This is a genomic window from Geosporobacter ferrireducens, from assembly GCF_001750685.1.
Lineage (GTDB): Bacteria > Bacillota > Clostridia > Peptostreptococcales > Thermotaleaceae > Geosporobacter > Geosporobacter ferrireducens.
Genome location: NZ_CP017269.1, coordinates 4,337,681 through 4,362,225, shown reverse-complemented (window position 1 = coordinate 4,362,225; position 24,545 = coordinate 4,337,681). Strand labels below are relative to the sequence as shown.

The 24,545-nt window shown below is 38.6% G+C and carries 27 protein-coding genes; 4 read left to right on the top strand and 23 right to left on the bottom strand.

Annotation, left to right across the window (positions count from 1 at the left end; translation table 11 throughout):
- The 14 genes from Gferi_RS20515 to Gferi_RS20450 form a co-directional block, all read right to left on the bottom strand.
- On the bottom strand, positions 1–1,353 hold the full coding sequence (locus tag Gferi_RS20515) for an O-antigen ligase family protein (protein WP_069979827.1): 1,353 nt from the start codon (positions 1,351–1,353) through the stop codon (positions 1–3).
- Between the two features lies 1 nt (position 1,354).
- Complete coding sequence (locus Gferi_RS20510) at positions 1,355–1,891, bottom strand: hypothetical protein (RefSeq protein ID WP_069979825.1); 537 nt, start codon at positions 1,889–1,891, stop codon at positions 1,355–1,357.
- Between the two features lie 13 nt (positions 1,892–1,904).
- Entirely contained in the window at positions 1,905–2,393 is a 489-nt protein-coding gene (locus Gferi_RS20505) for a DUF4330 domain-containing protein (protein WP_069979823.1), read from the bottom strand.
- The gene (locus Gferi_RS20500) at positions 2,380–3,876 is read right to left on the bottom strand and encodes an oligosaccharide flippase family protein (RefSeq protein WP_069979821.1); all 1,497 of its coding nucleotides are present in this window, start codon (positions 3,874–3,876) and stop codon (positions 2,380–2,382) included. Before Gferi_RS20500 ends, Gferi_RS20505 begins: the two co-directional genes overlap by 14 nt.
- A gap of 24 nt (positions 3,877–3,900) precedes the next feature.
- Complete coding sequence (locus Gferi_RS20495; protein WP_069979819.1) at positions 3,901–4,395, bottom strand: hypothetical protein; 495 nt, start codon at positions 4,393–4,395, stop codon at positions 3,901–3,903.
- A 185-nt stretch (positions 4,396–4,580) separates the two neighbouring features.
- Positions 4,581–4,931, bottom strand: a complete 351-nt coding sequence (locus tag Gferi_RS20490) for a type II toxin-antitoxin system PemK/MazF family toxin (protein ID WP_069979814.1) — start codon at positions 4,929–4,931, stop codon at positions 4,581–4,583.
- A gap of 1 nt (position 4,932) precedes the next feature.
- The gene (locus tag Gferi_RS20485; RefSeq protein WP_069979812.1) at positions 4,933–5,208 is read right to left on the bottom strand and encodes a CopG family ribbon-helix-helix protein; all 276 of its coding nucleotides are present in this window, start codon (positions 5,206–5,208) and stop codon (positions 4,933–4,935) included.
- 304 nt (positions 5,209–5,512) lie between these two features.
- On the bottom strand, positions 5,513–6,688 hold the full coding sequence (gene alr / locus Gferi_RS20480) for an alanine racemase (RefSeq protein WP_069979811.1): 1,176 nt from the start codon (positions 6,686–6,688) through the stop codon (positions 5,513–5,515).
- A gap of 138 nt (positions 6,689–6,826) precedes the next feature.
- Positions 6,827–7,468 carry a LolA family protein gene (locus Gferi_RS20475; protein WP_069979810.1) on the bottom strand — a complete coding sequence of 214 codons (642 nt, stop codon included), beginning with the start codon at positions 7,466–7,468 and terminating at the stop codon, positions 6,827–6,829.
- Between the two features lie 49 nt (positions 7,469–7,517).
- Complete coding sequence (locus tag Gferi_RS20470) at positions 7,518–7,964, bottom strand: CBS domain-containing protein (RefSeq protein WP_069979808.1); 447 nt, start codon at positions 7,962–7,964, stop codon at positions 7,518–7,520.
- Positions 7,965–7,977: 13 nt separating this feature from the next.
- Complete coding sequence (locus tag Gferi_RS20465) at positions 7,978–9,531, bottom strand: NAD(P)H-hydrate dehydratase (protein WP_069979806.1); 1,554 nt, start codon at positions 9,529–9,531, stop codon at positions 7,978–7,980.
- Positions 9,515–9,934 carry a holo-ACP synthase gene (gene acpS, locus Gferi_RS20460; RefSeq protein ID WP_069979805.1) on the bottom strand — a complete coding sequence of 140 codons (420 nt, stop codon included), beginning with the start codon at positions 9,932–9,934 and terminating at the stop codon, positions 9,515–9,517. The genes Gferi_RS20465 and acpS overlap by 17 nt, the downstream gene beginning before the upstream one ends.
- Positions 9,935–10,097: 163 nt before the next feature.
- Positions 10,098–10,694 (bottom strand): coiled-coil domain-containing protein, encoded by a 597-nt coding sequence (locus tag Gferi_RS20455; protein WP_069979804.1) that lies wholly within the window; start codon positions 10,692–10,694, stop codon positions 10,098–10,100.
- Between the two features lie 136 nt (positions 10,695–10,830).
- Complete coding sequence (locus Gferi_RS20450) at positions 10,831–11,460, bottom strand: CBS domain-containing protein (protein ID WP_069979803.1); 630 nt, start codon at positions 11,458–11,460, stop codon at positions 10,831–10,833.
- Positions 11,461–11,748: 288 nt separating this feature from the next.
- On the opposite strand from Gferi_RS20450, the gene Gferi_RS20445 reads away from it, so the two are divergent.
- On the top strand, positions 11,749–13,311 hold the full coding sequence (locus Gferi_RS20445; RefSeq protein ID WP_069979802.1) for an HD domain-containing phosphohydrolase: 1,563 nt from the start codon (positions 11,749–11,751) through the stop codon (positions 13,309–13,311).
- Positions 13,312–13,361: 50 nt separating this feature from the next.
- Entirely contained in the window at positions 13,362–13,610 is a 249-nt protein-coding gene (locus tag Gferi_RS20440; protein WP_069979801.1) for a hypothetical protein, read from the top strand.
- 20 nt (positions 13,611–13,630) lie between these two features.
- Here Gferi_RS20440 and Gferi_RS20435 read toward each other — a convergent pair whose 3' ends face one another.
- Complete coding sequence (locus Gferi_RS20435; protein ID WP_069979799.1) at positions 13,631–15,046, bottom strand: sensor histidine kinase; 1,416 nt, start codon at positions 15,044–15,046, stop codon at positions 13,631–13,633.
- The gene (locus Gferi_RS20430) at positions 15,043–15,744 is read right to left on the bottom strand and encodes a response regulator transcription factor (protein WP_069979797.1); all 702 of its coding nucleotides are present in this window, start codon (positions 15,742–15,744) and stop codon (positions 15,043–15,045) included. The genes Gferi_RS20435 and Gferi_RS20430 overlap by 4 nt, the downstream gene beginning before the upstream one ends.
- 258 nt (positions 15,745–16,002) lie before the next feature.
- Between Gferi_RS20430 and Gferi_RS20425 the strand changes: the two genes are divergently transcribed.
- Positions 16,003–16,350: a DUF2680 domain-containing protein gene (locus Gferi_RS20425; protein WP_069979795.1), complete on the top strand. Its 348-nt coding sequence runs from the start codon at positions 16,003–16,005 to the stop codon at positions 16,348–16,350.
- Positions 16,351–16,381: 31 nt separating this feature from the next.
- On the opposite strand, the gene pstA is transcribed toward Gferi_RS20425, so the two are convergent.
- The 4 genes from pstA to Gferi_RS20405 form a co-directional block, all read right to left on the bottom strand.
- Positions 16,382–17,296: a phosphate ABC transporter permease PstA gene (gene pstA, locus Gferi_RS20420; protein ID WP_236932631.1), complete on the bottom strand. Its 915-nt coding sequence runs from the start codon at positions 17,294–17,296 to the stop codon at positions 16,382–16,384.
- Positions 17,297–17,299: 3 nt separating this feature from the next.
- The gene (gene pstC, locus Gferi_RS20415; RefSeq protein WP_069979793.1) at positions 17,300–18,184 is read right to left on the bottom strand and encodes a phosphate ABC transporter permease subunit PstC; all 885 of its coding nucleotides are present in this window, start codon (positions 18,182–18,184) and stop codon (positions 17,300–17,302) included.
- Between the two features lie 171 nt (positions 18,185–18,355).
- A complete protein-coding gene (locus Gferi_RS20410; protein ID WP_156782447.1) occupies positions 18,356–19,219 on the bottom strand; it encodes a phosphate ABC transporter substrate-binding protein in 864 nt (287 codons plus the stop codon).
- Between the two features lie 141 nt (positions 19,220–19,360).
- Positions 19,361–21,256: a methyl-accepting chemotaxis protein gene (locus tag Gferi_RS20405; protein WP_069979789.1), complete on the bottom strand. Its 1,896-nt coding sequence runs from the start codon at positions 21,254–21,256 to the stop codon at positions 19,361–19,363.
- Between the two features lie 155 nt (positions 21,257–21,411).
- Between Gferi_RS20405 and Gferi_RS28265 the strand changes: the two genes are divergently transcribed.
- A complete protein-coding gene (locus Gferi_RS28265; protein ID WP_156782446.1) occupies positions 21,412–21,585 on the top strand; it encodes a hypothetical protein in 174 nt (57 codons plus the stop codon).
- A 28-nt stretch (positions 21,586–21,613) separates the two neighbouring features.
- Here Gferi_RS28265 and mgtE (Gferi_RS20400) read toward each other — a convergent pair whose 3' ends face one another.
- From mgtE (Gferi_RS20400) to mgtE (Gferi_RS20395), 3 genes are read right to left on the bottom strand one after another with little or no spacing between them, the layout of a single operon-like run.
- Positions 21,614–22,948, bottom strand: a complete 1,335-nt coding sequence (mgtE, locus tag Gferi_RS20400; RefSeq protein ID WP_069979787.1) for a magnesium transporter — start codon at positions 22,946–22,948, stop codon at positions 21,614–21,616.
- Complete coding sequence (locus Gferi_RS28260) at positions 22,905–23,057, bottom strand: hypothetical protein (protein ID WP_156782445.1); 153 nt, start codon at positions 23,055–23,057, stop codon at positions 22,905–22,907. Before Gferi_RS28260 ends, mgtE (Gferi_RS20400) begins: the two co-directional genes overlap by 44 nt.
- 28 nt (positions 23,058–23,085) lie before the next feature.
- Complete coding sequence (mgtE, locus tag Gferi_RS20395) at positions 23,086–24,426, bottom strand: magnesium transporter (RefSeq protein WP_330389434.1); 1,341 nt, start codon at positions 24,424–24,426, stop codon at positions 23,086–23,088.
- Positions 24,427–24,545: the final 119 nt, after the last annotated feature.

Sequence of the window (24,545 nt, the reverse complement as noted above, 5' to 3'; positions counted from 1 at the left end):
TTATTTCACCTCACACTGCGGTTCTGCCTCTATATAGCGAAGAGAAAGAATCACAGCTACCAAGAGCCAGAAGTAGGTAGCCATCATCGGCACCTCAAAAACATTTTCAACGGCATTTTGGGCCAATATACCAATTAAGCCTGTAAAAATCCCTACTGCCATATTATACAATTTTGGGTCTTTCAACCCTCGTATGGTTCTTAGGGATTCGATGCAGCCACGGTACAACAGATATAAAAATCCGGTTAACCCAATAATCCCCATCTCTGCCATGGTCTTTAAATAAAAATTGTCCGCATAGAAAGAACCTGGTATATAGCGCATAGCGACAGCACCGCCATATCTTCCCAAGCCAACGCCAAAAATCGGACTTGTTTTCACTGCTTCTATGGCTGCAGACCATCGAGCAATCCTTCCCCCCCTGGCACTGCTTAGCATATATTCCGGACTGATCATATATGCGATTCGATCTCCAATCTGCGGTACAGCAATCAGTAAAACTGCGGCACCCAGTACCATAGGAATAATTAACCGTTTATCCTTTAACAGGGTGTAGATGACTGCGGATAGCGCAAAAGCTAGCCATGCACCCCTTGAAAATGTAAATACAAGACAAAGTGCCATGACGCCCATAGATCCTAGGTAAACCAGTTTTCGCAGCCACCCCCGTTCATTTAATACAAAGGAAAGGGTAATAGGCAGTGCCAGCACCAGTAAGCTCCCTAAAATGTTCGGACTTCCAATAATAGAGAATACTCTCGTTCGCATACTGGTTTCATGTTTAGAATCATACCAGGTTGTTGGAATTTCGACACCAATAATATATTGATAAATTCCATGAAGAGATAAGAGTACAGCAATCACAATCAATACCAATAATAACTTTCTCACAACACTTCTATCCTTGATAATATTGATGGCTACAAAATACCATAGGATATACTGCAAGATGACCCGAATTCCTTCGACAGCCACATGAAGCTCTGGTGAATTTACCAGAAGTAAAAAAATGCTAATGCCAAAAAACACAAAAATAGGCACGTCCAATTCTGTCAAACGAACAGGAAATCCCTTGCCATTTATCAGGAGATGCACGAAAAATACACCAATCATCAATATAAATAGCAGTTCATCCCAGATTCCCGACAGTATTCCGCCCCTTGTTCGAAATACAAAGTCAATGACTGCATAAGCAGCCAGTAAATTTAATCCTCTCTCCGGCTTCATGATCAATGCAATAGGCGTAATCAACAGAATACTAAAAGCAAAAGCATATTTTATGCCTAGCTTTGCAGCAATGATTCCTAAAGCCAAGCCTCCTAACCATAACAAAATTGTTCCATTTTTTTTCATGCTATAACCACCCGTCTTCATCTAAAAAGTATTGATAGAGTTGATAAAGCATACTCCCTGACAAAATATCCTTCAATTTAGCTTGTTGTCCGGAAAAAACAAATAATATGCCATTGGCCGCTGCCAAAACCACTGCCGCCTTTAAACTAACTCGCAGCATCAAAAACCCGATACTAAATCCGAAAACCAAAATCCAACTGCTTTTCATAGGGTTCATCTCTATCTCAAACCTCAGTTGCTTTAAAGCATTCAGCAAAATGCTAGTAGATTCAGCTTGCTTATATACTCTAGAAGTTGCATAAAAAAGCTTGTTCAGGCCTTGAATGATCCATGATAAAAACTTATATAATAAAGAATTCCTATAGACCGATTCCTTTTTTCCTTTCCCCAGAAAACGATTAAAGGCTGCACTATTTTCAAAGGAAACACCCAACCCATCCATGATCCGGCGAAAGATACTATGTTCATAAGCGGAAAGAAGCCAACGGACACAGCGATAAATTAAGCTGTCTTGTACAATCCTATTCAACACATTCATCTTCTGATCTCCTTTACTGCATTTCGATATTCGTAACAATTCCCTTCCACTCGGTTGTTAGGGTTTTTAAGAAAAATTCCCGTCCAATCTTAATGATTTGATTAGCCATGTGTATGTTTGCATCAGTGATGGAGGCTTCTCCTTTTATTGTGATATAAATACTTTTTTCAAAAGGATGTTCCGTCACTGACAACACTCCGTTTTTTTCCAGCATTGCCTTTTCCGAGCGTATTTCTACATTTTCCACATAAATCGGCTGTAGCGCATTATTAGCAACCAGCTGATCGCCCGTATTCACTCCATCTAGCTCTGCTTCATCAAGTGGAGTGTATTTAATCGTAACAAATATCTCTTGCTCTGCATGGGTTTTATCTGTAATAGATTGTTTTGCTACCAACTTATAATAAACCCCTCCGGCAAAAAGTACAATCACTAATAATAAAGTTAGGTCGACTATATTGACAACGCCAAACAGCCTGCCTCGCTCATCAACGATTTTCATAATCATTCCTCCGTCTTTTTAAAACTCGCTGAATCTGAATTATTTCATCTTTTAATTCTCCAACAATGATTAATGCCATAAAATAAACCATCACACCACAAATGATCCCAAGGATCAAGTGTATCGTACTACGATGGATCAACTCTAGCAATGTCCGCAGGGCTGCTGCCATGATTAGAGAAGCTGCTGCAATTCTTCCCATGGATTTAAAAGAAATTTTCCATGTAAATATTTTATAGGATAAGCCTAAGGCCAATGCAAGATAAAGCAAATAAGAAAATGCTGTAGTAATGGCCGCTGCATAAAAGCCATAATAAGGCACCATCACAATATTTAGCAAAATATTTACTGTAGCCGCTGCTATCATCAGGTAGAATATGGTCTTTGTTTTTTCCTGCAGTTCCCAAATCTTTGTTACATATTCAGTTAGTCCTTGAAACAAAAGTCCTAATGCAACCCATGGAATCACCGTATATCCGCTGATATAATCTCTAGATGCCAGCACAGTCAGCGCAGGCCGTGCAAGAACACTCAGTCCGACAAAGGCCGGTATCGTCATAATCAAGTAATATCTGAGAATCTTACCCATGAGCTCCTCTGTACCTTTTTTCCCATGTTCCTTCCAGGTCTTCAGAATAATAGGATATAACCCCAGCATTAAAGACGTATTGACTAGTGTAAAGCCTGCTGCTACAAGACTGTAGCTAATGGAATAAATCCCTACCTCCGCAGATGTCCGATAGATTTTTATTACATACTTATCGGAAGCTGATAAAATCCAAGTTGTAACAGATACACCAATCAAGGGAGACCCATAGGCAAGAAAACGCCTAAATAACCGGGATGTAAAGCTGTTCTTGTCAAAGTATTTCCATATTCTCAGCTTATAAGCCATCAAAATAATTACGATTAGATCAAATAAGGCTCCACTCCAAAAAATACTGTCTACTCCAAAGTGCATAACCGTCGCCATTATATAGATGGATACCAGCTTTAAAATACTATAACCTATAGTTAACAAAGAATAAAGCCGACTCATCCGTTCTGCCCTAAGGAGATTGAACAAGACCAGTGCATTGCTTTGGGTTCCTAGAAATAGTATGCCACTCAGAATTAAGATTGTCAAACCTTTGTCAATGCTGTTTTGGAAAAAGAACAGCAATAAAAGGGCCATGAAAATTGTAATGAATGTAACTGCTGCTGAACACAAAAATAGGGTAGAGTAGAATTTTTTCTTTTCCTCCACCGCTTGATATTCTTGGGAAAACCGGATTGCTGAATGAAACAGCCAGCCAAATACAATCATCAGAAGCATGTTCACTGTCGTACTGACAATCGAATAGTCTCCAAATACATCCGGTGCAAAGAGACTTGTAAAGAGCTTGACAGATAGAATGCCCATTAATCCCGCTACAACCTTAGCTGCCGTATAGTATACCGTATCTTTTGCTACATTTTTCAACATTTGATTTATATTGGCCATGCCTATTCTCTCCAAACAATCATATTATTTGATTTCATACCCGCCTTTAATGAGAATAAAAGTCTTGTCTGCGGTGATGTCGATTCCTCTTCCGTCATCCCGGGGTACTAGAATCAATTGATTCATTGGCACAACTTCTCCTGATCTTAAATCTTTCCCAGAAATTAAATTAGACAATCCGCCGGCAGTACTTGCAATAGCTTTGGCTTGTCCTGAACGCACGATCAGTTCTGTGCTGGCCTTACAAATTACCTTCTGTCCTTTTTGGACTTCGATAACTTGGTAGAACTGATTTGCCTGCGTCTGATTTACTTTACCCTGTAATTCTTCAATTTTTTGATCTATGTAATAACGAAGCTGTTCATTTCTTTTTTCTACATATGTCTGTGTTACAATAGGATCTTCCTTTGTTCCCGGCTCAAAATAACCAGCTTTGCTAACTTGTGCAAAAACAACAGTTAGTACAAATATCCCCAGTATAGTTACATACAGCTTACTATTTCTAAAACTTCTCCACATTATTATTCCTCCTTTGTCTATTGCCTGGGAAATAGAAAGTATTCTATCAAATGTTGGTACACTGTGACAAAATCTAACTATATTTTATCATAAAAATGGGCCCATGGGCTTACTATATTTCTGTCACAATATTATTTTTTTATTACAATTTTACCCATTATAAAAGGCGGTTTTTACAAACCGCCTTAAAAATCTACTAATCCAAAGCTGATGGATAACGCTTCATCCACTTTATGCATCATCTCTTCATCCAAATGTCCGAGCTTTTCCCGAAGTCTTTTCTTGTCAATCGTCCGAATTTGCTCTAGCAATACAACGGAATCCTTTGACAATCCATATTCTGTGGCACTTATCTCCAAATGCGTCGGTAGCTTTGCCTTATTGATCTGAGAAGTAATCGCCGCTACAATCACTGTAGGGCTGTATTTATTTCCAACATCATTTTGAACAATGAGAACAGGTCTGACACCGCCTTGTTCCGAACCAATCACAGGACTGAGATCCGCATAAAAAATATCGCCTCTTTTTACAATCACGCTACTCACACTCCGCTAGCTTTGCTACATAGCCTTCGAGTGTTTGAAAATCCGAATATATACCTGTTTCAGCTAAGGCTAAATTAATCGCTCCCATCTCCCTGTAGCCCTTCTTCATGGTTTCACGAATTTGTATTTTCTTTCTTTCCCGAATATACAACCGCATCGCTTCACGGATACATTCGCTTCGGTTTCGTTTCTCCACTTCGACAATATCATCTACTTCTCTCAATAAACTGTCTGGCAAGCTTATTATAATACGCTTTGACTCAGCCACAGAAACACCTCCAAAAATACCAAATATAAAATTGATTTATATACAGACATAGTCATCCATTATAGTATATACAAAAATATATATCCAATTATATACTATTCATTATAAGTGTGTCAATATGACTACCTTTTTATACCCTTCTTTGAAAGATTTCACTTTCTTTTTATTTAGTCTATATAAGTCACACTAAGTGCATTACATCCGCCTCGCCAGGGGGACAGTTCCATCGTCTTCCCTCCGGACCTTCGCTATGCTTCGGTGACGCTCGAACCGTCCCCCTGACTCCGCTACTCTTTCTTTTTATTTAGCGGAGCAGGTAATCCTTAATTTTAACAACTTTTCCATTGCGAATATATACACGTGGAATGCGCTTACCCATCATACAGACAATCTCATAATTGATCGTCCCCAGCTTAGCTGCTACATCATCTACAGAAATTTCTTCTTCTCCCTCTCTGCCAATCAATGTTACAACATCGCCTCTGTCTAAATTGTCGATGCCTGTTACATCAATCATACATTGATCCATGCAAATTCTTCCAACCACTGGAACTTTTTTTCCTTTTACAATTACTTCTGCTTTTCCTGACAGCATTCTTGTAAAACCATCGGCATAACCTATAGGCAGGGTGGCAATTTTTGTCCGGTCAACAGTAACATGCTTCAGCCCATAACTGATTCCGATTCCTGCTTCTAGCTCTTTTAGGTGTGCTATCTTTGCTTTTAAAGACATCACTTGTCTTAGTTTCACGTTCTCCTTATTCACTTCGCTGGAGGGATAAAGACCATAGAGCATGATTCCTGCCCGTACCATATCTAGATTGTAATCTTGCAGGTCAATAATCGCAGCACTATTGGAGCAATGTCTGATCGGTATTTCTATATCTTCACCCTTTAGCTTTTCCACTAATTCTATCAATCGTGCATACTGCTGATTTGTAAAGGCTTTATCTTTTTCATCAGCTACAGCAAAGTGGGTGAATATACCCTCTATTTTAATTTTCGGCAGTTTTGAAATATTTTTTATGGCTTTAACAGTGGTAATATCTGGTTGAAAACCTAGCCTGCTCATTCCGGTGTCTACTTTTATATGAAGAATCGCTTCTTTTTCTATGGCTTGCGCTGCTTTTGAAAAACCTTCTGCCTGTTCAAAAGAATAAACGGTCTGAATAATATCGTTCTTCACAACTTCAGATGCACAACTTTCCGGCGTATATCCCATTACCAAAATTGGGACTTCTCTATAAACACGTCGCAGCTCAATGGCCTCAGAAAGGGTAGCCACAGCCAACCGGTCAGCGCCATTGTTTAGCAGCACCTCAGCAATCTCCACTGCACCATGTCCATAACCATCAGCTTTTATTACAGCCGTAACCAGGACCCCTTCTTTTACAGCTTTTCTCACTTCAGACATGTTATGTGCTAAATCATCAAGATTTACTTCAATCCATACAGGTCTTGTTTTTTCTAAAGATATCATTTCTTCGTCCTCCTCATTCGCTTTCCCCAATTCATCCTTTGCCTGTTAAATGCATTACCTTTGCAATAACGGTTTATGAAAACAATATGTCTTTTTTCTCGCTACAGGATACGCAAAGCCCCTTTAGTCTTTTAATTTTCAAGAATTAGGTGCCCCTGTAATTCTAAACAAATTGTCCTCCAGCTTTGGATTATACTGAAAGTTTTCATATCGAACATCAATGCGGATTCTATTTTCTGCGTCCAAAACTTGCAACCTATAGGGTTCCATTGTCTCAATGCAAAACCAAAGTCTTTCCTTATGAAAATAGACATGATTGCCTGGAATGACCGTTTCTATGATTAAATATTCCTCGTTGTTCATGTTTTCTCTCTTTATTGTTACTTGCTCCGTCTCTAAGCTGTTTTTTATAAAATAGCCCAAAAACATATTTTGTTTTTCCGAATTCCGAAAATCTTCCATAATCCAAGTTTCTTCGATAACAGGATGATAAATCCATGCCCGTTTACCGTCAGATAACGTGATATTTCCTTTCAGTTCTTCCGGTTCTAATATCTCGAGTCTATATTGGTCAGGTTTTCTAAACCATTGCGTCATCCGATATTGCTGGGGGTCTTTGTTTCCAGTCACGGTTATTTGCGCCTCACAGCAATAGCTCTCTATTTTATTCAGGAGCTTTTGTGATTCATAATAAACCTCTTCATCACTTTTCGGCGCACAGCCAGATATTATCAATCCCAGCAGGATCAGAAGGAACAGCATGGTTCTATATCTTCTCATGATCAATACCTCCAACGCAAAGATTCTTATATCATCTTTACGTTGTTTTTTAAATTATATGTCTCAAAATATCCGAGCGCGTAACGATCCCTACCAATTTTCCTTCACTATCGATAACCGGAAGCCGATTGATCTTCTTCTCAACAATCTTATCTACTATGTCCTCTAATTCTGTATCCTCATGGATCGTCAGCACCTTTTTTGTCATGACATCCTTTACTTTAAAGGCTGCCATTTTTCGAACTTGATACTCTAGCTCTTTTGTACTCTCTAAAAAAATTACTCCATCCAAAATAGAAATAAAACTAGGAATATGCAGATGTTTTTCTCGATAAATAAGATCTGTCTCTGAAACGATTCCAATAACCTTATTTTGTTCATCAACCACTGGAACCCCACTAATCTTATTATCCAACAAAATCCTTGCTGTTTCATCTACCGTCATCTCTTCTGTCACTGTGATGATCTGTCGGTTCATTATATCTTTTGCTTTCATGGAAGCACCTCCTCTACTTACCCACAATTTCTTTTAATGCACAGGGCAGATGGGTCACAATGTCCCCAGCCATCATTCCATACTCTCCAAGCTCTGCAGCGGCCTTATCACCTGCTAAACCGTGTATATAAACAGCTGCCGCGGTAGCCTGTACCGGTTCGATTCCTTGTGCAATGAATCCTGTAATAATGCCCGTTAATACATCCCCACTTCCAGCTGTTGCCATGCCCGGATTTCCAGTGGTGTTAATAAAAGTCTCACCGGATGGTGCTGCAACAACAGTTCTAGCTCCCTTTAGCACAATAATAACATTCCATTTTTGTGCAAATTCCCTAGCTACTTCAACCCTATTTTTCTGTATGTCTTCTACTGCAATCTGAGTCAGTCTCGACATTTCCATAGGATGGGGAGTCAACACCGCAGGGCTCTTCAATAGCTTTAACAATTCTTTTCTGTTGGCTAGTGAGTTTAATGCATCAGCGTCTAATACAATTGGCGTGGTGGAATTTTCAAAAATATTTCGTAAAACTTCCTCCAGTTCGCGACTCTGCCCACTTCCCGGGCCTACAGCAACAGCATCACTTTGACTCATAGTTTTCATAATTTTTTCAATATCACTAATTCCAACAACACCTTTTTTAAGCTCCGGTAATGGCACTGTAATCGCCTCGGTCAGTCGAATCTCCATGATGTTGTTCAGACTTTGCGGTATAGCCACTTTTACTAGACCTGCGCCGCTCCGCAACACAGCTTCACAAGTAAGCATGGCAGCTCCTGTCATGCCGGTTGAACCGGCAACAATATAAACCCTTCCATAATCTCCCTTATGGGTATCTGCCTTTCGCTTTGGTATTATTTTTTTGACCCAGTCCATTGTAATCATCTGAATTTCAGAATTTATTGAATCAATTACTTTTTGCGGAATGCCAATGTTCTTAATCAAAATTTCTCCAGTATAGTCACTACCTGGATAATTTATATTCCCCAATTTTGGCAGTTGAAATACTACAGTTTTTTCAGCTCTTACCGCAGTGCCGCAGATACAGCCGGTTGCTGCACTGACTCCCGAAGGAATATCTATTGATATCACAGGTTTCTCTGATACATTAATCGTCTCTATTACATCCTGTATAAATGCATCAATATTTCGGTCCAATCCAATACCAAAAATAGCATCAACGATCAAATCATATTCTTTTAATTGATTAGATAAATCACTTCTGCCCTCTCCTGGAGACAGTACTTCAATAGGTGCCTCCAAGAGTTTTAATATTTCAAAATTAGTTTTTGCATCTCCACCGATTACAGCAGGATTTCCAGCAATGAAAACCTTTACTTCAACCTTATGTTGAAACAAATGTCTTGCTACAACAAAACCATCTCCTCCATTGTTCCCTCTTCCACATACTATGGCTACCTTCTTGCCAATTAAATTTTGAAGATGTCGTACTACTTCTTGAAAAACAGCAATTCCTGCATTTTCCATAAGAAGAACACCAGGAATTCCATATCGTTCTATCGTCATACGATCAAGCTGCTTCATTTGTGTGTTATTTACAATTTTCATAAATTTCAACGCTCCCCTTTATAGGTTGTAGATTTTCTAGGGCTATAGCTTGTGCTACTGCATAATCTTTACTGTGTGAAATGGTAATCAGCATTTGATGGACTCCCAGTGTCTCTGCAACCCTTTTCGCTCTTCCATAAAGTACTACAGAAGGCTTTCCCAAGGAATTGCGCTGAATCTCCATCTCTGTCCATGAAAAAGCCCGTAATCCCGTTCCAAGGGCTTTTACTACTGCCTCTTTTGCTGCAAAGTTTCCGGCAATAGAAACCGTCTGCAGACTATTCTCTTCAAAATATTTTATTTCATTTTCTGTAAAGATTCGCTGAAGAAACCTGCTATTTTTTTCAACAGCTTTCTTTATTCTCACTACTTCAATGATATCAATACCAATCCCCTTAATCATGCATTATATAACTCCCTTATGCTACAAAGTATTTGCAGGTAAGCTTTATTACCTTATGCCCCATCCTATATTCTATTTTTTCTCATAAATTCCTTTTTACTCGAGAAAGAATCTAAAACTATTTTGTATTTCTTCCTAGCAAAAAAGTACGCTTTTGCGTACTTTATAGAAATTTCTTATCTAGCTTATCGGTTTCTTCATGACCAAGGGTATTGTGCAGATAGGAGTATAGTTCTTGAACGCGGGTTTCTTTTTGGATTTTTTCTTCCCATTTTTCCGTTAGACTTTGTCTTAACTGGAGAATCTCTTCTGTTAATTTAGGTATTTCCTTCCCATTATTACGAATATCCTCATAGGCAATACCGACAGATTCCTTTAACAGCTCCAAATTGAGGCGGTCAATTTCTCTAGGCAATGTATCCAACTTAAATTGCAACTCCTCTATTTGCTGATTCATATCTATAATTGCTTTTTTCGTAGCTTCCAATTGTTCTAATGCCACCGGATTATCAACAGAATTTACTTCATCAGAGAGTTTTAAAATTCTCTCCATGAGCGCTTTTTTCTGTTTCTTGCAGTTTCGAATCAACAGTGCACCTGACTTTTCTTCAACAAGCATGGCTTCCAAATCTTTAGAGATTTTTAGCATCTGCTTCGTAGGTGCTTTCTCAAAAAGACTTCTCCACTCTTTGCTCTCTATGAGAATAGGTATTTTTTTTCGTCTTATAATATGCTCATCCAGATCTATGTCCTTTGTCATCAAAAATGCCTCCATAATATACACTATAGATTCATTATATTACGGCTTTTCCTAATTTTCAATGGCCCTCTAATTTATGAGCCTTGTGACCTAGACAGGTAACATAAAAAAAGACCTCTTTTGTCGAGGTCCCACATTATTCTATCTCAATGATTTTAAAGCCTTCTTTCTCAATATATCCTTTAATCTTATCGATATTTCCTCCATCCAGTCGAAGGATAATTTCTTTGACACCTAGTTTGGACTCGGGATCATTAATGGCAAGACTGATGATATTTCCGTCACCCTTTTTTATAGCCTTGGCCAGCCGAGAAATTCTCCCTTTAACATCCGGGGTATAGATGGTCAACCGAACACCGCTTCCATAACCCATTAACTTGTTAAAGGATTGGAAAATCGATTTCTGCGTCACAATGCCCAGCAAATGCTCTTCTTTATTAACCACCGGTACAAAGGGGATATTCTCTCTGCTAAACAATATAGATGCATCCTCTACAACATTCTTTGCACTTAAAGTTGGAATGTCCTTTCGGTAGTGGTCTCCAACATAGCTGTTTAAAAATGCCGCACGATCTGTTTCTTCTTTTTCATAGTACTTTTTATAAATATAGTAGATAGATAAGCATCCCTTAAAAAGATCGCCTTCTACTACCGGCAGAGATAGATGTCCATCGGCAACAATCAGGTTCAATGCATCCTGGATCCGTTGAGATACATCCAGTACTAATAGATCTTCTCTTTTCAACATATAATTCTTGACGATCATTTTTTCTCCCCCTTAATCTATTCAATAGCCCTTCCCTCAGTAAAACGATCCGCGCTCTCATCTACTGTATAGATACACCCATTTTTCCTTCTTTAAACTCACTAAACTTCTATTTTTTCAACAACAAGTCCATATATTTTCCTACAATTTTTTCCCTTTGATTACGAAGTGTATCAAAATTATCAACAATTATAAATATTTCGACCTTTTTCTACATTTTCTATTCATAACTTCCAATATATGTTATAATAACTTTACGTGTCATTATTCTAATCTATGAGGTGTTCTATGAAGCTGACAAGCAAATATCTTCTTGGAATGATTCTTAGTATTTTCGCAGCCGGTGTTTTCAGTATCACGCTCATTATGCTTCCACTTAATCGTTTTCAGCATGATAATATAGATAGATTGCTTCAGGAAAAATCCAGAACCATAGAGGTATACCTTCAAAAACAACTCATCGACCTGCAAGAAAAAAATATAGAATATGCCTATTGGGATGATACTTTAGATGCGATTGGCAGGCGGGATACAGCCTGGCTGATGACCAATATATCCCAGTATCTTTTCGAATCTCCTTTTGATATAGATGCTGTATATCTACAACTAAATGATGATCCTCTATCCCAGATATACAGCGATGAATTAACTACTCAGCAGATCTATCAGGTTTTATCCTCTGTTCCTGTGCTTGCAAGCCCGGCTGCTACTTTTCTGCGGCTGCTCAATAATGAATTGTATATGTTTTCTGTTGCTCCTATTTCAAACAATGATGGTACACATCCTGCTGTTGGTTCTTTGTTATTGGGAAGGAAGATGGATGAGGATTTTTTACTTCCCCTGGCTGATTACCTTGGAGATTCTACATCGATCAATCTTGCTTTTGTTGAGGTTTCCAATGCTTATCACACTATAAACGAAGACAGTATTTCTTTCATACATAATTTTTTTGATGAAAAGAAACAATATTTAGCTTCCTATAAGGTTACACTGGATATTTCCGCAACGAATCAATTAAAATCCAGATTATTTCTGAATATCTCCTTTTTAGTCTTTGTTTCAGTCATTTTATGTACGGCAGGCATCCATTATTTTTCCAGGGACTTTACAAAGCGTTTTAATAATGTAGTAGAGGGTATAAAATTGATAGCTGCGGGCAATTATACCCAAAAGCTGCCGCTTCTAGGGGAAAGCGAGATACAAAGTTTGTCCCTCAGCGTTAATCAATTGTCGGACAGTATTCTGACCAAGATTTCTCAACTTCAAAAAAGTTACCTGCAGACAATAGAAGCTTTAGTGACGACCATTGAAGTGAAAGATCCCTATACCAAAGGTCACTCGGAAAGGGTTGCAAAATATAGCCTTTTAATTTCTAATTATTTACATATAGATAATGCAGGTATAATAGAAACTGCCGCCCTCATTCATGATATCGGAAAAATCGGGATTCCAGAATCTATTCTGAATAAGCCAGGCAGATTGACAGAAGATGAATTTTCCTATATCAAACAGCATCCGGAAATAGGCTATAAAATTTTGGATATGATTGAGGAATTTCATGAGATTAAACATATTATTCGTCACCATCACGAATGGTTTAACGGTCAAGGCTATCCTCTAGGCTTATCCGGTGAGGCAATCCCGCTGGGCGCCCGTGTCATTGCAGTAGCCGATGCTTTTGATGCGATGACCAGCAGCAGGCCCTATAAACCACCTTCTTCTGCCTCAGAAGCCCTGGAAGAAATTCGTAGGATGTCAGGGAAACAATTTGATCCTTCAGTGGTAAATGCATTTTTAGCGGTCATGAATCCTTCCTTGCAAGGGGTTAGTCAAACGGTGCTGAATGAATAAACTGGATCGTTTATATTATATGTTTAAGGTACTGAAAGGAAGATGCATTAATGAAAGCTTTTTTTCGTAATCTTTTCATTGTTGCGATCGTTTCCTATCTGCTGCATTATGCATGGGAATATTGGCAGTGCGGTATCTTTTATGCGACTGATGATTCACCAGCCCATGCATTGCTTATGGCCAGTGCCACCTTTGGAGATATGGTGATGTCAATTTTTCTCTATGCGCTCCTTGCTGTGGTTGCCACGGATGTAGCTTGGATTAGAAAGCTTTGGAATACAGCCTGCATCCTCATCTAATATGGACTGCAGGCTGTTTATTACGATTCCTTTTTTGAAACCAGCATTTCTATCGGAAAATAAATTCTAAAGCAGCTTCCTTTTCCTTTCACACTCTCCACAGTAATTTTTCCGTTATGGGCTTCCACCAATCCCCTTACAATGGCTAAACCTATACCCGCACCGCCAGTTTCCCTGCTTCTGGAAATATCTCCGCGGTAAAAACGTTCAAATATATAAGGCAAGTCCTTCACTTCAATCCCTGCCCCCTCATCTCTTACCGTCAAAATAATGTTATTTTTATCATGGGTCAGCGCTACCTCAATGCTGGAATTTTCATCTGAATATTTATAGGCATTCGATAGTAAGTTGTACATAATTTGTTTAAGCTTATCTGGGTCCATATGCACAGTAAAGTTTGGCGCGATATGCGAAAGCATCCGGATGTTTTTTTTCTGGGCCTGGACTTGGAAAGATTCAACAATTCTATCTAATAATAAGGACAGATCAAAAGTACTTTTATTCACCTGCTGTCCGGATTGTTCCAGCTTAGCCAGATCCTGCAGGCTATCCACCATTTTTTTCAGTCGAAGTACTTCTTCATGGCAGCTTTTAAATCTTTCCGTTGTCGGATCCCATATCCCATCCATCATTGCTTCAATATGGCTCTGAAGGGTCGTTAAGGGTGTTCTGATTTCGTGCGCCATGTCAGAAGTCAAACGCTTTCGTATCATCTCCTGCTGCTGAAGGGTTTCTGCCAGATAATCAATCGAATTCGCCAACTGTTCAATCTCTAAAGTACTGGTAGGTACCTCTGCCCGAATACCTAAATTGCCATTTTTCATTTCATTGGCTGCCTTTATAATCTTCACCAGCGGTGTTGTCATTTGTCTGGAAAGAATGATACTGATAATGAATCCAAATAATAGAGCGATGCCAACAGATAATCCGAAAGCTCTATTTAGCGTATTTTTAAATCCTACATCTCCCTCAGACAGATTCCAGTCTCCATAGTAGCCAATGTGAATTGTTCCAATCTTGCTGTTATTATGATACAATGGATGCTTTTCCTCAATATACTCTCCTATTCGTTCCATCATTCTTCGTCCCATCATGTGACCCATCATATTTCCCATTCTCTTCTTATGGACAAGATGACCTTGTCCTGATGAAAAAGCAATGCTTCCATCCGCGTCCTGAATTTCGATATATATATCCTCTAACACCGCATATCGCTTCATCTCAAAAGGATCAATACCTTCAAACCCTTCACTGCTGTCATACAGTTCCTCTGCAATTTTTACTACCTTCTGTATTTTATTTTCGTGGGTTTGCTTTAAATATTGGTTAAACCGCCCATCTATCATATAGTTGGAAATGAGTCCCGCTGTCACAATGGATAGTATAACTGTCAGTAAAAAGCTAAATGTCAGTCTTCTTCTTATAGAAATTTTCATTTGGCTCCTCCAAATTTATAACCCATACCATAGATCGTTTGTATATAGATAGGATTTTTGGGATCTCTTTCAATTTTCTGGCGGATATTTTTAATATGGGTATCAATCGTTCTGTCAAAACCATCATAATCAAACCCAAAAACTTTTTGTACCAGCTGCTCCCTCGTAAAAACCTGCCCTGGATGAGATAAAAATACTGTAAGAAGTCTAAATTCATTTGGCGTAAAATTCACCAATTTTCCTTTAACCCTGACCTCTACCCGGTTTATATCTACCTCTAATTCTCTGTCATTATACTGCAGCTGTTCTGCCAAAGGTTTATACTCCCGATAACTTCTTCTCAATAGCGCCTTTACTCGCCCAACGATTTCTCTTGGGCTAAAAGGCTTTGTTACATAATCATCAGCACCTATAGCCAAGCCTGTCAATTTATCGTCTTCTTCCGTCCTGGCGGTCAGCATAAGAATCGGTATCGTAGAAAATCCCCGTATTTGCTTGCAAACCTCTTCTCCTGACATTTCCGGCAGCATTAGATCCAATATTAAAAGATGAATTTCTTCTGTTTTAAAGATTGCCAAAGCCTTTGTACCATCTGTTGCTGTTCGTACTTCATATCCTTCTTTTTTAAGATAGGCTTCCAAAACTTGCAGGATCTTTTCTTCATCTTCCACAATCAATATTCTTATCTTCTGTTCCATGATCTTTGAGATCCTCCTTCAGCACTTCTTTTTTTTATTCTTTCATGACTGTACTTATTTGTAAAGTAATTTATTCTACCCCAAAACTGTGAAGGAATGATGTAGGAACTTTTCTATATTTTATATTTATTTATAACTCAAGTTCTATACCTTTCAATAAAATAAAAAAGATTTTTTTATCTTTCTTCATAATTTCTCCACACTTATTTTTTATAATGACAGTGTAAACAAAATCATACATTAAAGGAGGAAATTGTAATGAAAAAATCAGTACTTATCTTGACTGTGATCGCCTTAATGGTTACAGTATTTGCAACAGCGGCCCTTGCTGCTGAAAAAGAGGAAAGTCCACAATGGTTTAAAGACATGCTTCAATGGAAAAAGGAACAGGTAGAAGAGGCTGTTAAGGATGGTACTATAACGGCTGAAGATGCAAAACTGTTTTATGAGCGCTTTGATGCAATGGAAAAGTATCATGAGGAAAATGGCTTTACTATGAACGGTATGGGTTTTGGCAGCTGCCGGGGTGGCCTCTTTAATAAAGCAGGAGGTCGTGGCGGCTTCGGTGGAGGTATGATGAACCGTTTCAACCTATCAAATCAATAGCAAAAAGACTGCGAAAATTTCGCAGTCTTTTTTATGCTTCTACCTTTGTTTTTTTCATATACCGATTGGCAGTCATATTTGCCATAAAGTTAATGAATAGCACTAGCAATATTAAAACTGTAGCTGTAGCAAATGTCTTTTCCTTTGACAGTCCTTCTGATGCCAGTATATAGGTGTGTACTGCCATGGTTCTTGCGGGGTCCATCAACGTTTTCGGTACCCCTAGGGAGCTTCCTGCGGTCAGCATAACTGCTGCAGTTTCGCCGATGGCTCTTCCGATTCCAAGAATCAGGCCTGTCAGAATTCCTGATATACTGCTGGGCAAAACCACCTTCATAATGGTTTGAAGTTTTGTTGCACCCAATGCGAAGCTGCCTTCCCGATAAGCCTGAGGAACAGTTTTTATGGATTCCTCTGTAGTACGAACCAGTGTAGGTAGAATCATCATTGCCAGCGTCAAGCCGCCAGACAGTATAGACCACCGGAAGCCTAAAAAAATTACAAAGAATACAAATCCGAACAATCCAAAGATAATAGAAGGAATTCCAGCAAGGGTTTCTGTACCAAATCGAATGAGCTTTACAAACTTCGTTTCTTTTGCATATTCTGTAAGATAAATTGCTGCCGCTACACCAATAGGCGTAGCAATGGCAATAGCCACTGCAGTTAGGTAGATCGTGCCGATGATGATGGAGTAAATACCGCCTTGCCTGCCCATGCTGCTTGGCTCTTGCGTAAAGAATTCTAAATCAATATATTTTAGTCCATTCAACAATACATAGCCGATAATCGAAACCAGTGCACAAATCGTTAGGATCGCCGCAAGGTAAATTCCTATATACGCTAGTTTTTCACTTATACGGGACTTCTTTTTTTTACTTTTGGCAATCCATTTTTCCGAAATTACCTTCGGATTTCTTTCTGTATTTACATTTATGTTCATCATGCCTTACTCTCCTCCCAATTTCTTTGTGATTGCAGTAGCCGAAACATTCAGGGTCATTATAAAAAGAAAAAGTATTATTCCAGTTGCAAACAATGCCTTTTGATGGGTTGGTGCTGCATATCCCATCTCCATGGCAATTGTCCCCGTCATCGTTGCTACCGAATCTAAGATTCCACCAGGCACCCTTGGCATATTTCCTGTGATTAAAATGACCGCCATGGTTTCTCCAACAGCCCTTCCCATTCCCAATACAACAGATGCAATAATTCCGGATTTTGCTGCAGGGATCAAGACCTTGCTGATCGTTTCAAAGTGAGATGCACCCAAAGCTAAGGAGCCCTGCTTATATTCCGAAGGCACTGCTCGGATGGCATTTTCTGATATATTAATAATGGTAGGTAGAATCATGATGGCCAAAATGACTGCTCCACCCAATATACTATAGCCGGAGGTATAGGCATCAGGACTAAACTTTTGGATAATCGGCAGTACTTGTGTTCGTATAAGCGGCACGATAATCGATAGACCAAAGAATCCATACACAACGGAAGGAATGCCTGCCAGCAGTTCAACCGCTGGCTTAAAAACTTTCACAACTGATTTTGGTGCGATTTCTGCCAGGAAAACTGCACAGGCCAACCCCATGGGCACACCAATAACCAATGCACCGATTGTAACAGAGACAGAACCTACAATCATTGGAAACGCACCATATTCTCCGTTGGTCGGACTCCAGTTCTTTCCAAATATAAAATTAAAAAATCCATATTCACTCAAGATCGGCAATCCCTCTTTAAAAATAAAAAAGGTAATTAAGAATACGGACAGTGTAGCTGTCGTAGCACAGATAAACAGCATTGCTTCTACTATCTTTTCATGGGTTTTCATTTATTTGTCTCCTCCCAATTCCACGCTTCATTCTTCCCATAACCATTTTATTTCTCAAATTTTATGTGAAAATTAACTTTATGTTAAAATCATGTTAAACAATAATTCTCTAAATACAAAAAAAACGGTCTCAGCGGACCGTCTCTTTTTATATTGGAAGGGAGTTGTATACTATTTTATAGAAATATATTCTTCTTTAACGATTTCTTGTCCTTCATTCATTACAAACTCGATGAAGGCTTTTACAACTTCAGACTCTTCGCCATTTGTTAGATAGATGAATGGTCTAGAGATCTTAAAGGAACCAGCTTTGGCATTTTCCTCAGTTGCCTCTACCCCTTCCACCTTCACTGTTTTTACAGTATTGTCAAGCGCTCCCATAGATACATAACCGATTGCATCCGGCGTATTTGCTACTGTTTGCTTTACTGCTCCTGTTGAAGGCTGTACTAATGCTGTACTCGTTGTAAAATCCTTGGTATTTCCATCAGCATCTTTCCCTTCAACCTTTGTAATTTCAATGAAAGCTCCTCTTGTACCGGAACCTTCTTCTCTCGTTACTACCACGATTGGTTTATCCGCACCACCAATTTCTTTCCAGTTTGTGATCTCACCTGTGAAAATCTTTTTGATTTGCTCCATTGTCAAATCCTCAACACTGTTTGAAGGATTTACAGCTACGGCAATACCATCTTTCGCTATTACATATTCTTTCAATCCCACTGCTTTCTCATCTTCTTTTAATTCTCTTGAGGATGCCCCAATATCTACAATTTTATCAATAGCTGACTTAACACCCACGCTAGAACCGCCACCTTGCACCTCTACAGATACTTCAGGATACTTTTCTTTAAATGCTGCTGCCAATTCATCGGATAAAGGTTGTACAGATGTTGAGCCAGCGATAACAACTTTTCCGGTTAATCCTGCTTCTTCATTAGGTTTTTGCTCATCTGCAGCCGGTTTAGAACCACAGCCTGTAAACATTGTAACGGCTAACATTAGTACCAAAGCAAGAGATAAAATCTTTTTCATTTTAAAATTTCCCCCATTCATTATGTTTGTTCATCTCATTTTTATTACCCACATTTATAAGTATAGGGTTTTATTGTTAACCCACTATAAAGCAACTGTTAAATACGTGTTAAATCCAAAAATACTGGTAATGTATCTCCTTTATAATCCTTTAACTGTTTGGTAGATATTTTCAATGTTATCCTTTTGAGTCTCCAGCAGCTTAAACTGATGCTGTACACCTTCCAGGGAGTCCTTTGTCGTATTGGTCACTTCTATGACAACCCCTGCAAACTGTTGTATAGATGAAATAAACTGCTGGATTCTCTCTGTTATACTTTGAGAATAGGTTCGAATCTGATCTGTTTCGTGATTTGTCTTTGCAGAATTCTCCGAGACCAAATCTGAAAGCTCCTTAATACTGTTAATGTCTTTTACAATGTCACGGAAAATACCACTCACTTCGTGGAAAATGGCAGTGATTTGTTTCGTCTCAGTAACAGAAGCAACTGCGATCTGCGTACTCTGATTTAACTTTTTTACAGTCACACTGCTTTGTCCAATCAGATCTTTAATAATTTTTTCAATTTCTAAAGCAGATTGTGAGGATTGATTGGATAGATTTCTTATTTCCTCCGCTACCACCGTAAATCCTCTGCCATATTCTCCAGCTCTAGCAGCTTCAATAGAAGCATTTAGAGCCAGCAGATTTGTTTGTTTTGAAATACTCGTTATGTCCGTCAAAATTCTATTGATGTTATTAATCTTATCTGTTAATTGCACAACATTGTCTGAGGCTTCCATAATTTCGCTTAGACTTCCGTGGAGATGTTCAATGATTCCTTGTACATTTCCTAACCTATCCTCTAGCTTTTCATTAAACTGAGTAAGATCCGATTGCGTTTTTTCAACAAAAACAATTGTGCTTTCAGTAGATTGCGCCAATGATTCATTCAATAAACCCACATCATTGATCCCTCGATTCACTTCTTCAACTGCTGAAGCAATTTCGTCTGTTCCAGCTACTAACACCTCGATATCTCTGGATAACTCACTCAAATGTTGATCTGATATAACCGCATCATGCCTGACATCCGATGCAATTCGTATCATTTCGTCAGCTTCCGACACCAGCTCCTTCGTGCGCTGATGTATATGATTTCTAAAAGCTTTAACATTGCCGGTAATGGTATATACAAAATATAAAGCAATAATCAGTGCAGCAAAAGTCATAATTATAGATACCCTAGCGTAGAGGTCATTTTGATCATGGATGTTATGTATAATCGGTGTAGTATAGTTTAAGGTATACTGTTTAAGTAAATTGGCAGATTCCTTCATTTTTTCGATTCGATCTAAGGATAGCAGCACAATCGTATCTTTCGTAGCTTGTGCAGTGTCTGCGTAGGTAATGGGCAGCTTGTCTGCATATTCTTCTAATCTTGCATACACTTCTTCGTAACGTACAATTTCTTCGGTGATTTCTTTTGATTCAGCATTATTATCGTTTGTCACGATGGCATTATGTAATGTTGTTAAGCCTTCATGGATTTCTTCCAACTTCTTTTTCACATCTCCAATAGAATAGTTACGGGTTAAGTAACCTTGAAAAATAACATGCAATTGCAGTGTTTCCATTTGTATCTGGGAAGCTGTCATAACTTGATGGCTAATCAAATGCTCTACCTTTTTCAAATTTCCGTTAGAAGTATACAATGAAAAACTAGCGGTAATGGATACCATCAAAATAAGAACTGTTAAAATAATAAAGGATCGGTAAATCTGTTTGTGAATCACTTTGTCTTGAGATAATTTAGCAACATTTTCTTTCTTCTGTACTGTAATTTTTCTCTTAAAGTAGGGAAGTCTTTTAATAAGCTCCTTAAAAGGATTTTTTGCATTCAAAGAATCTGAAGCTTTTTTCCGCAAGAACACCATTCCGAAATTTGCTTTTGGAAACAGAAATCTACGCTGATGCCTTACCGTATTTTTTGAAATTTTTCTTTGCTTTCTGAAAAAAGGTATTTTGTCTAATATTTTTGTAGTTTGTTCATCCATTTGCTATTGGCCTCCGTTTTTCAATGTCCACCTTCATTTTATGGGCTGCTGATGAATCAAACTATCACAAAAAGTTAGAGATTTGTTAAGATTTAGTAAAGGAATATACTGGAATTTTCATTGCAAAAATACCCCATTTTCGAGGAGGAATAAAAATGGAACGAAAAAGTTACAATCCTTATGGCCCAGATCTGTATGATATAGATATTGAAAAAAGAAAAGAGCACAAAAAACAGGAAAAGATCATGTCTGAAATGATCCAAGAATTGAAAAGAATTGATGATAGCTTACAAAATATCAAATATACAATCAATCATTTATTAAAATAAAAATAAAAGAGGCACAATGACTGTGCCTTTATATTCCTAATATCCATGCAGCCATGGAAAAATAAACAATTAATGCTACTGCATCCACAATGGTTGTAATCAACGGACTGGCCATAATGGCCGGGTCTAACTTCATGCGTCTTGCTGCAATGGGCAGAGAGCCACCTACAAGCTTTGCCAGCACAACGGTTACAAACATTGTAACACAAACAGTAACGGCAATCTGCATACCTACTTTTTCAATATAGTAAATCCGCAGAAAGTTAATTACCGCCAATGCTATACCCACAATCGTACTGACCCTCAATTCCTTCCATAAGACCTTTAATGTATCTTCCAGCTTTATATCCCCTAACGCCAAACCACGAATTACCAAAGTAGAGGATTGAGAACCTGCATTTCCGCCAGTATCCATTAACATAGGAATAAATGCAGCCAATACTACAACAGAAGAAAGTACATCCTCAAATCTACGGATAATATTCCCTGTAAATGTAGCAGAAATCATCAAAATCAATAGCCAGGTAATCCGATGTTTTGCCAGGGTAAAAACAGAAGTTTCCAGGTATTCCTCTTCAGAAGGAGCCATGGCCGCCATTCTTTGGAAGTCCTCCGTATTCTCTTGTTCAATAACATCTACGATATCGTCGATGGTAATGATCCCTGTTAATCTTTCCTCTTTGTCTACTACAGGTATTGCCATCAAGTCATACTTTTTAAATAAATGGACAATCGTTTCTTGATCATCATGGGTATGGGCATATATAACATCTGTATTCATCATCTCTCCTACGGTTTTGTCCTCATTGTTGGTTACCAGTTTACGTAGAGAGATAATCCCTTCCAGCTTTCGATTTGCATCTGTCACATAGCAAGTGTATACGGTCTCTTTATCCAAGGCAATACGTTTGATATAATCCAGTGCTTCTCGTAAGGTCATTTCTTTCTTCAAGCCTACATACTCAATAGTCATCAAGCTTCCGGCAGAATTCTCCGGGTAATTTAGAAATTGATTGATCAGAATCCGCTCTTCTTCCTTCGTATTCTTTAGTATTTTTTTAACAATACTGGCAGGCATTTCTTCCAGAAAGTCAATCATATCATCGAAATATAATTCATCCATAATATGCTTAATTTCACGATCTGTGATGGCATCGATAATAGCCAGCTGCTGTTCGTTGGATAAATAGGCAAAGACTTCAACAGCAGTATCCTTAGGCAGCATACGGAAGAGTATAATGGCTTGGTTTCTGTCAAGTTCTTCTAAAATCTCCGCAATATCTACTACATTTAGATCCATTACGTTTCTTCTGGCATCGCTAAATCGTTTTTCCTGCATCAGCTCCATAATTCTTTCCTTCATGGGCTATCCCTCCTTCGAAGAACCCCCATCCCGCGGTCTGAATGGTTATGGTTCTTAAAATATTCTTTTTTATTTTTCCGCTCCGCCTGGGTAAAGGACTACCTTCCATAACCATCACCACCTTTCATATCTGAACACTATACTATACCCATAATCTTACTGGCTAAAGAAAAATACACAATCAGTGTTACTGCGTCCACAATAGTTGTAATTAATGGACTGGCCATAATCGCAGGATCCAGTTTGAGCCGCTGTGCGATAATCGGTAATATGCCCCCAACCAGCTTTGCAAATACAATCGCAACGAAAAGAGTTCCACAAACGGTTAAGGATATATACACATCCATTCCTTCCAAAAAGTAAATTCGCAAAAAATTGAATCCGGCAAGCAGCATACCGACTACTACACTTACACGGAATTCCTTCCAAATAACCCGTAATACATCACTAATTTCAATTTTTCCCAGTGCCAGCCCACGGATAACCAGTGTAGAAGATTGTGCACCAGCATTTCCTCCTGTGTTCATTAGCATAGGAATAAAGGCTGCTAATAAGACCACTGAAGAAAGTACATCTTCAAACCTTCGAATAATTGTTCCGGAGAAAGTAGCCGAAATCATTAGAATCAAAAGCCAGGTAATCCTATTTCTTGCCAATGTTACAACGCCGGTGGAAAGATATTGGATCTCCGAAGGAATAATTGCAGCCATCTTTTGAAAGTCTTCCGTATCTTCTTGCTCGATAACATCTACAATATCGTCAATCGTAATAATGCCGGTCAACCTTCGTTCCTTATCTACAACGGGAAGAATCATAAGGTCATATTTCTTAAACAACTGAGCGATTTTTTCCTGATCATCATGAGTATGGGCATAAATCACGTCCGTTTCCATGAGCTCTCCGATCGCTACAGCTTCATCGCTGATAACAAGCTTTCGAAGAGAAATGCTGCCTTCCAGCTTCTGATTATCATCAGTCACATAGCAAGTATATATGGTCTCTTTGTCAATTCCTGTTCGTTTTATATAGGCCAAAGCCTGCTTTACAACCATTTCTTTTTTTAGACCTACGTATTCAATGGTCATTAGACTGCCTGCAGAGTTCTCCGGATAGTTCAAAAACTGATTAATCAGAATTCTTTCTTCTTCTCTTGTATGCTTCAGAATTCTTTTTACGACACTGGCAGGCATTTCTTCCAACATGTCTATCATATCGTCGAAATATAGTTCATCAATAATATGCTTAATCTCTTTATCTGTAATTCTATTGATAATGTCAATTTGCTGTTCATTGGACAGATATGCAAAAACATCTACGGCAGTGTCCTTGGGCAGCATACGAAAAAGTATAATTGCATAGTCTGCTTCCAACTCCCCTAGAAGCTCTGCAATATCTACCTCGTTTAATTCAATAATCTCTTTGCGTGCTTCGCCAAACTTTTTGGCTTCCAGTAGTGTAAGGATCAGTTCTTTCATCATTCAATGCCTCCTTTGAAGAGCCATTCAAGCATAAGATGATTATGGCTTCTTCCATATTAATTTTTTGAACCTTCTGCCTGGGCAAAGGACTCGAATCCATAACCATCACCATCCTTACA

What these genes read in the sequence shown, in the direction of transcription:
- Gferi_RS20515 (WP_069979827.1), bottom strand. Translation starts at nt 1,353, where the DNA reads ATGAAAAAAAATGGAACAATTTTGTTATGGTTAGGAGGCTTGGCTTTA.
- Gferi_RS20510 (WP_069979825.1), bottom strand. Translation starts at nt 1,891, where the DNA reads ATGAATGTGTTGAATAGGATTGTACAAGACAGCTTAATTTATCGCTGT.
- Gferi_RS20505 (WP_069979823.1), bottom strand. Translation starts at nt 2,393, where the DNA reads ATGAAAATCGTTGATGAGCGAGGCAGGCTGTTTGGCGTTGTCAATATA.
- Gferi_RS20500 (WP_069979821.1), bottom strand. Translation starts at nt 3,876, where the DNA reads ATGGCCAATATAAATCAAATGTTGAAAAATGTAGCAAAAGATACGGTA.
- Gferi_RS20495 (WP_069979819.1), bottom strand. Translation starts at nt 4,395, where the DNA reads ATGTGGAGAAGTTTTAGAAATAGTAAGCTGTATGTAACTATACTGGGG.
- alr (WP_069979811.1), bottom strand. Translation starts at nt 6,688, where the DNA reads ATGATATCTTTAGAAAAAACAAGACCTGTATGGATTGAAGTAAATCTT.
- Gferi_RS20475 (WP_069979810.1), bottom strand. Translation starts at nt 7,468, where the DNA reads ATGAGAAGATATAGAACCATGCTGTTCCTTCTGATCCTGCTGGGATTG.
- Gferi_RS20470 (WP_069979808.1), bottom strand. Translation starts at nt 7,964, where the DNA reads ATGAAAGCAAAAGATATAATGAACCGACAGATCATCACAGTGACAGAA.
- Gferi_RS20465 (WP_069979806.1), bottom strand. Translation starts at nt 9,531, where the DNA reads ATGAAAATTGTAAATAACACACAAATGAAGCAGCTTGATCGTATGACG.
- acpS (WP_069979805.1), bottom strand. Translation starts at nt 9,934, where the DNA reads ATGATTAAGGGGATTGGTATTGATATCATTGAAGTAGTGAGAATAAAG.
- Gferi_RS20455 (WP_069979804.1), bottom strand. Translation starts at nt 10,694, where the DNA reads ATGACAAAGGACATAGATCTGGATGAGCATATTATAAGACGAAAAAAA.
- Gferi_RS20450 (WP_069979803.1), bottom strand. Translation starts at nt 11,460, where the DNA reads ATGATCGTCAAGAATTATATGTTGAAAAGAGAAGATCTATTAGTACTG.
- Gferi_RS20445 (WP_069979802.1), top strand. Translation starts at nt 11,749, where the DNA reads ATGAAGCTGACAAGCAAATATCTTCTTGGAATGATTCTTAGTATTTTC.
- Gferi_RS20440 (WP_069979801.1), top strand. Translation starts at nt 13,362, where the DNA reads ATGAAAGCTTTTTTTCGTAATCTTTTCATTGTTGCGATCGTTTCCTAT.
- Gferi_RS20435 (WP_069979799.1), bottom strand. Translation starts at nt 15,046, where the DNA reads ATGAAAATTTCTATAAGAAGAAGACTGACATTTAGCTTTTTACTGACA.
- Gferi_RS20430 (WP_069979797.1), bottom strand. Translation starts at nt 15,744, where the DNA reads ATGGAACAGAAGATAAGAATATTGATTGTGGAAGATGAAGAAAAGATC.
- Gferi_RS20425 (WP_069979795.1), top strand. Translation starts at nt 16,003, where the DNA reads ATGAAAAAATCAGTACTTATCTTGACTGTGATCGCCTTAATGGTTACA.
- pstA (WP_236932631.1), bottom strand. Translation starts at nt 17,296, where the DNA reads ATGATGAACATAAATGTAAATACAGAAAGAAATCCGAAGGTAATTTCG.
- pstC (WP_069979793.1), bottom strand. Translation starts at nt 18,184, where the DNA reads ATGAAAACCCATGAAAAGATAGTAGAAGCAATGCTGTTTATCTGTGCT.
- Gferi_RS20410 (WP_156782447.1), bottom strand. Translation starts at nt 19,219, where the DNA reads ATGAAAAAGATTTTATCTCTTGCTTTGGTACTAATGTTAGCCGTTACA.
- Gferi_RS20405 (WP_069979789.1), bottom strand. Translation starts at nt 21,256, where the DNA reads ATGGATGAACAAACTACAAAAATATTAGACAAAATACCTTTTTTCAGA.
- Gferi_RS28265 (WP_156782446.1), top strand. Translation starts at nt 21,412, where the DNA reads ATGGAACGAAAAAGTTACAATCCTTATGGCCCAGATCTGTATGATATA.
- mgtE (WP_069979787.1), bottom strand. Translation starts at nt 22,948, where the DNA reads ATGAAGGAAAGAATTATGGAGCTGATGCAGGAAAAACGATTTAGCGAT.
- Gferi_RS28260 (WP_156782445.1), bottom strand. Translation starts at nt 23,057, where the DNA reads ATGGAAGGTAGTCCTTTACCCAGGCGGAGCGGAAAAATAAAAAAGAAT.
- mgtE (WP_330389434.1), bottom strand. Translation starts at nt 24,426, where the DNA reads ATGATGAAAGAACTGATCCTTACACTACTGGAAGCCAAAAAGTTTGGC.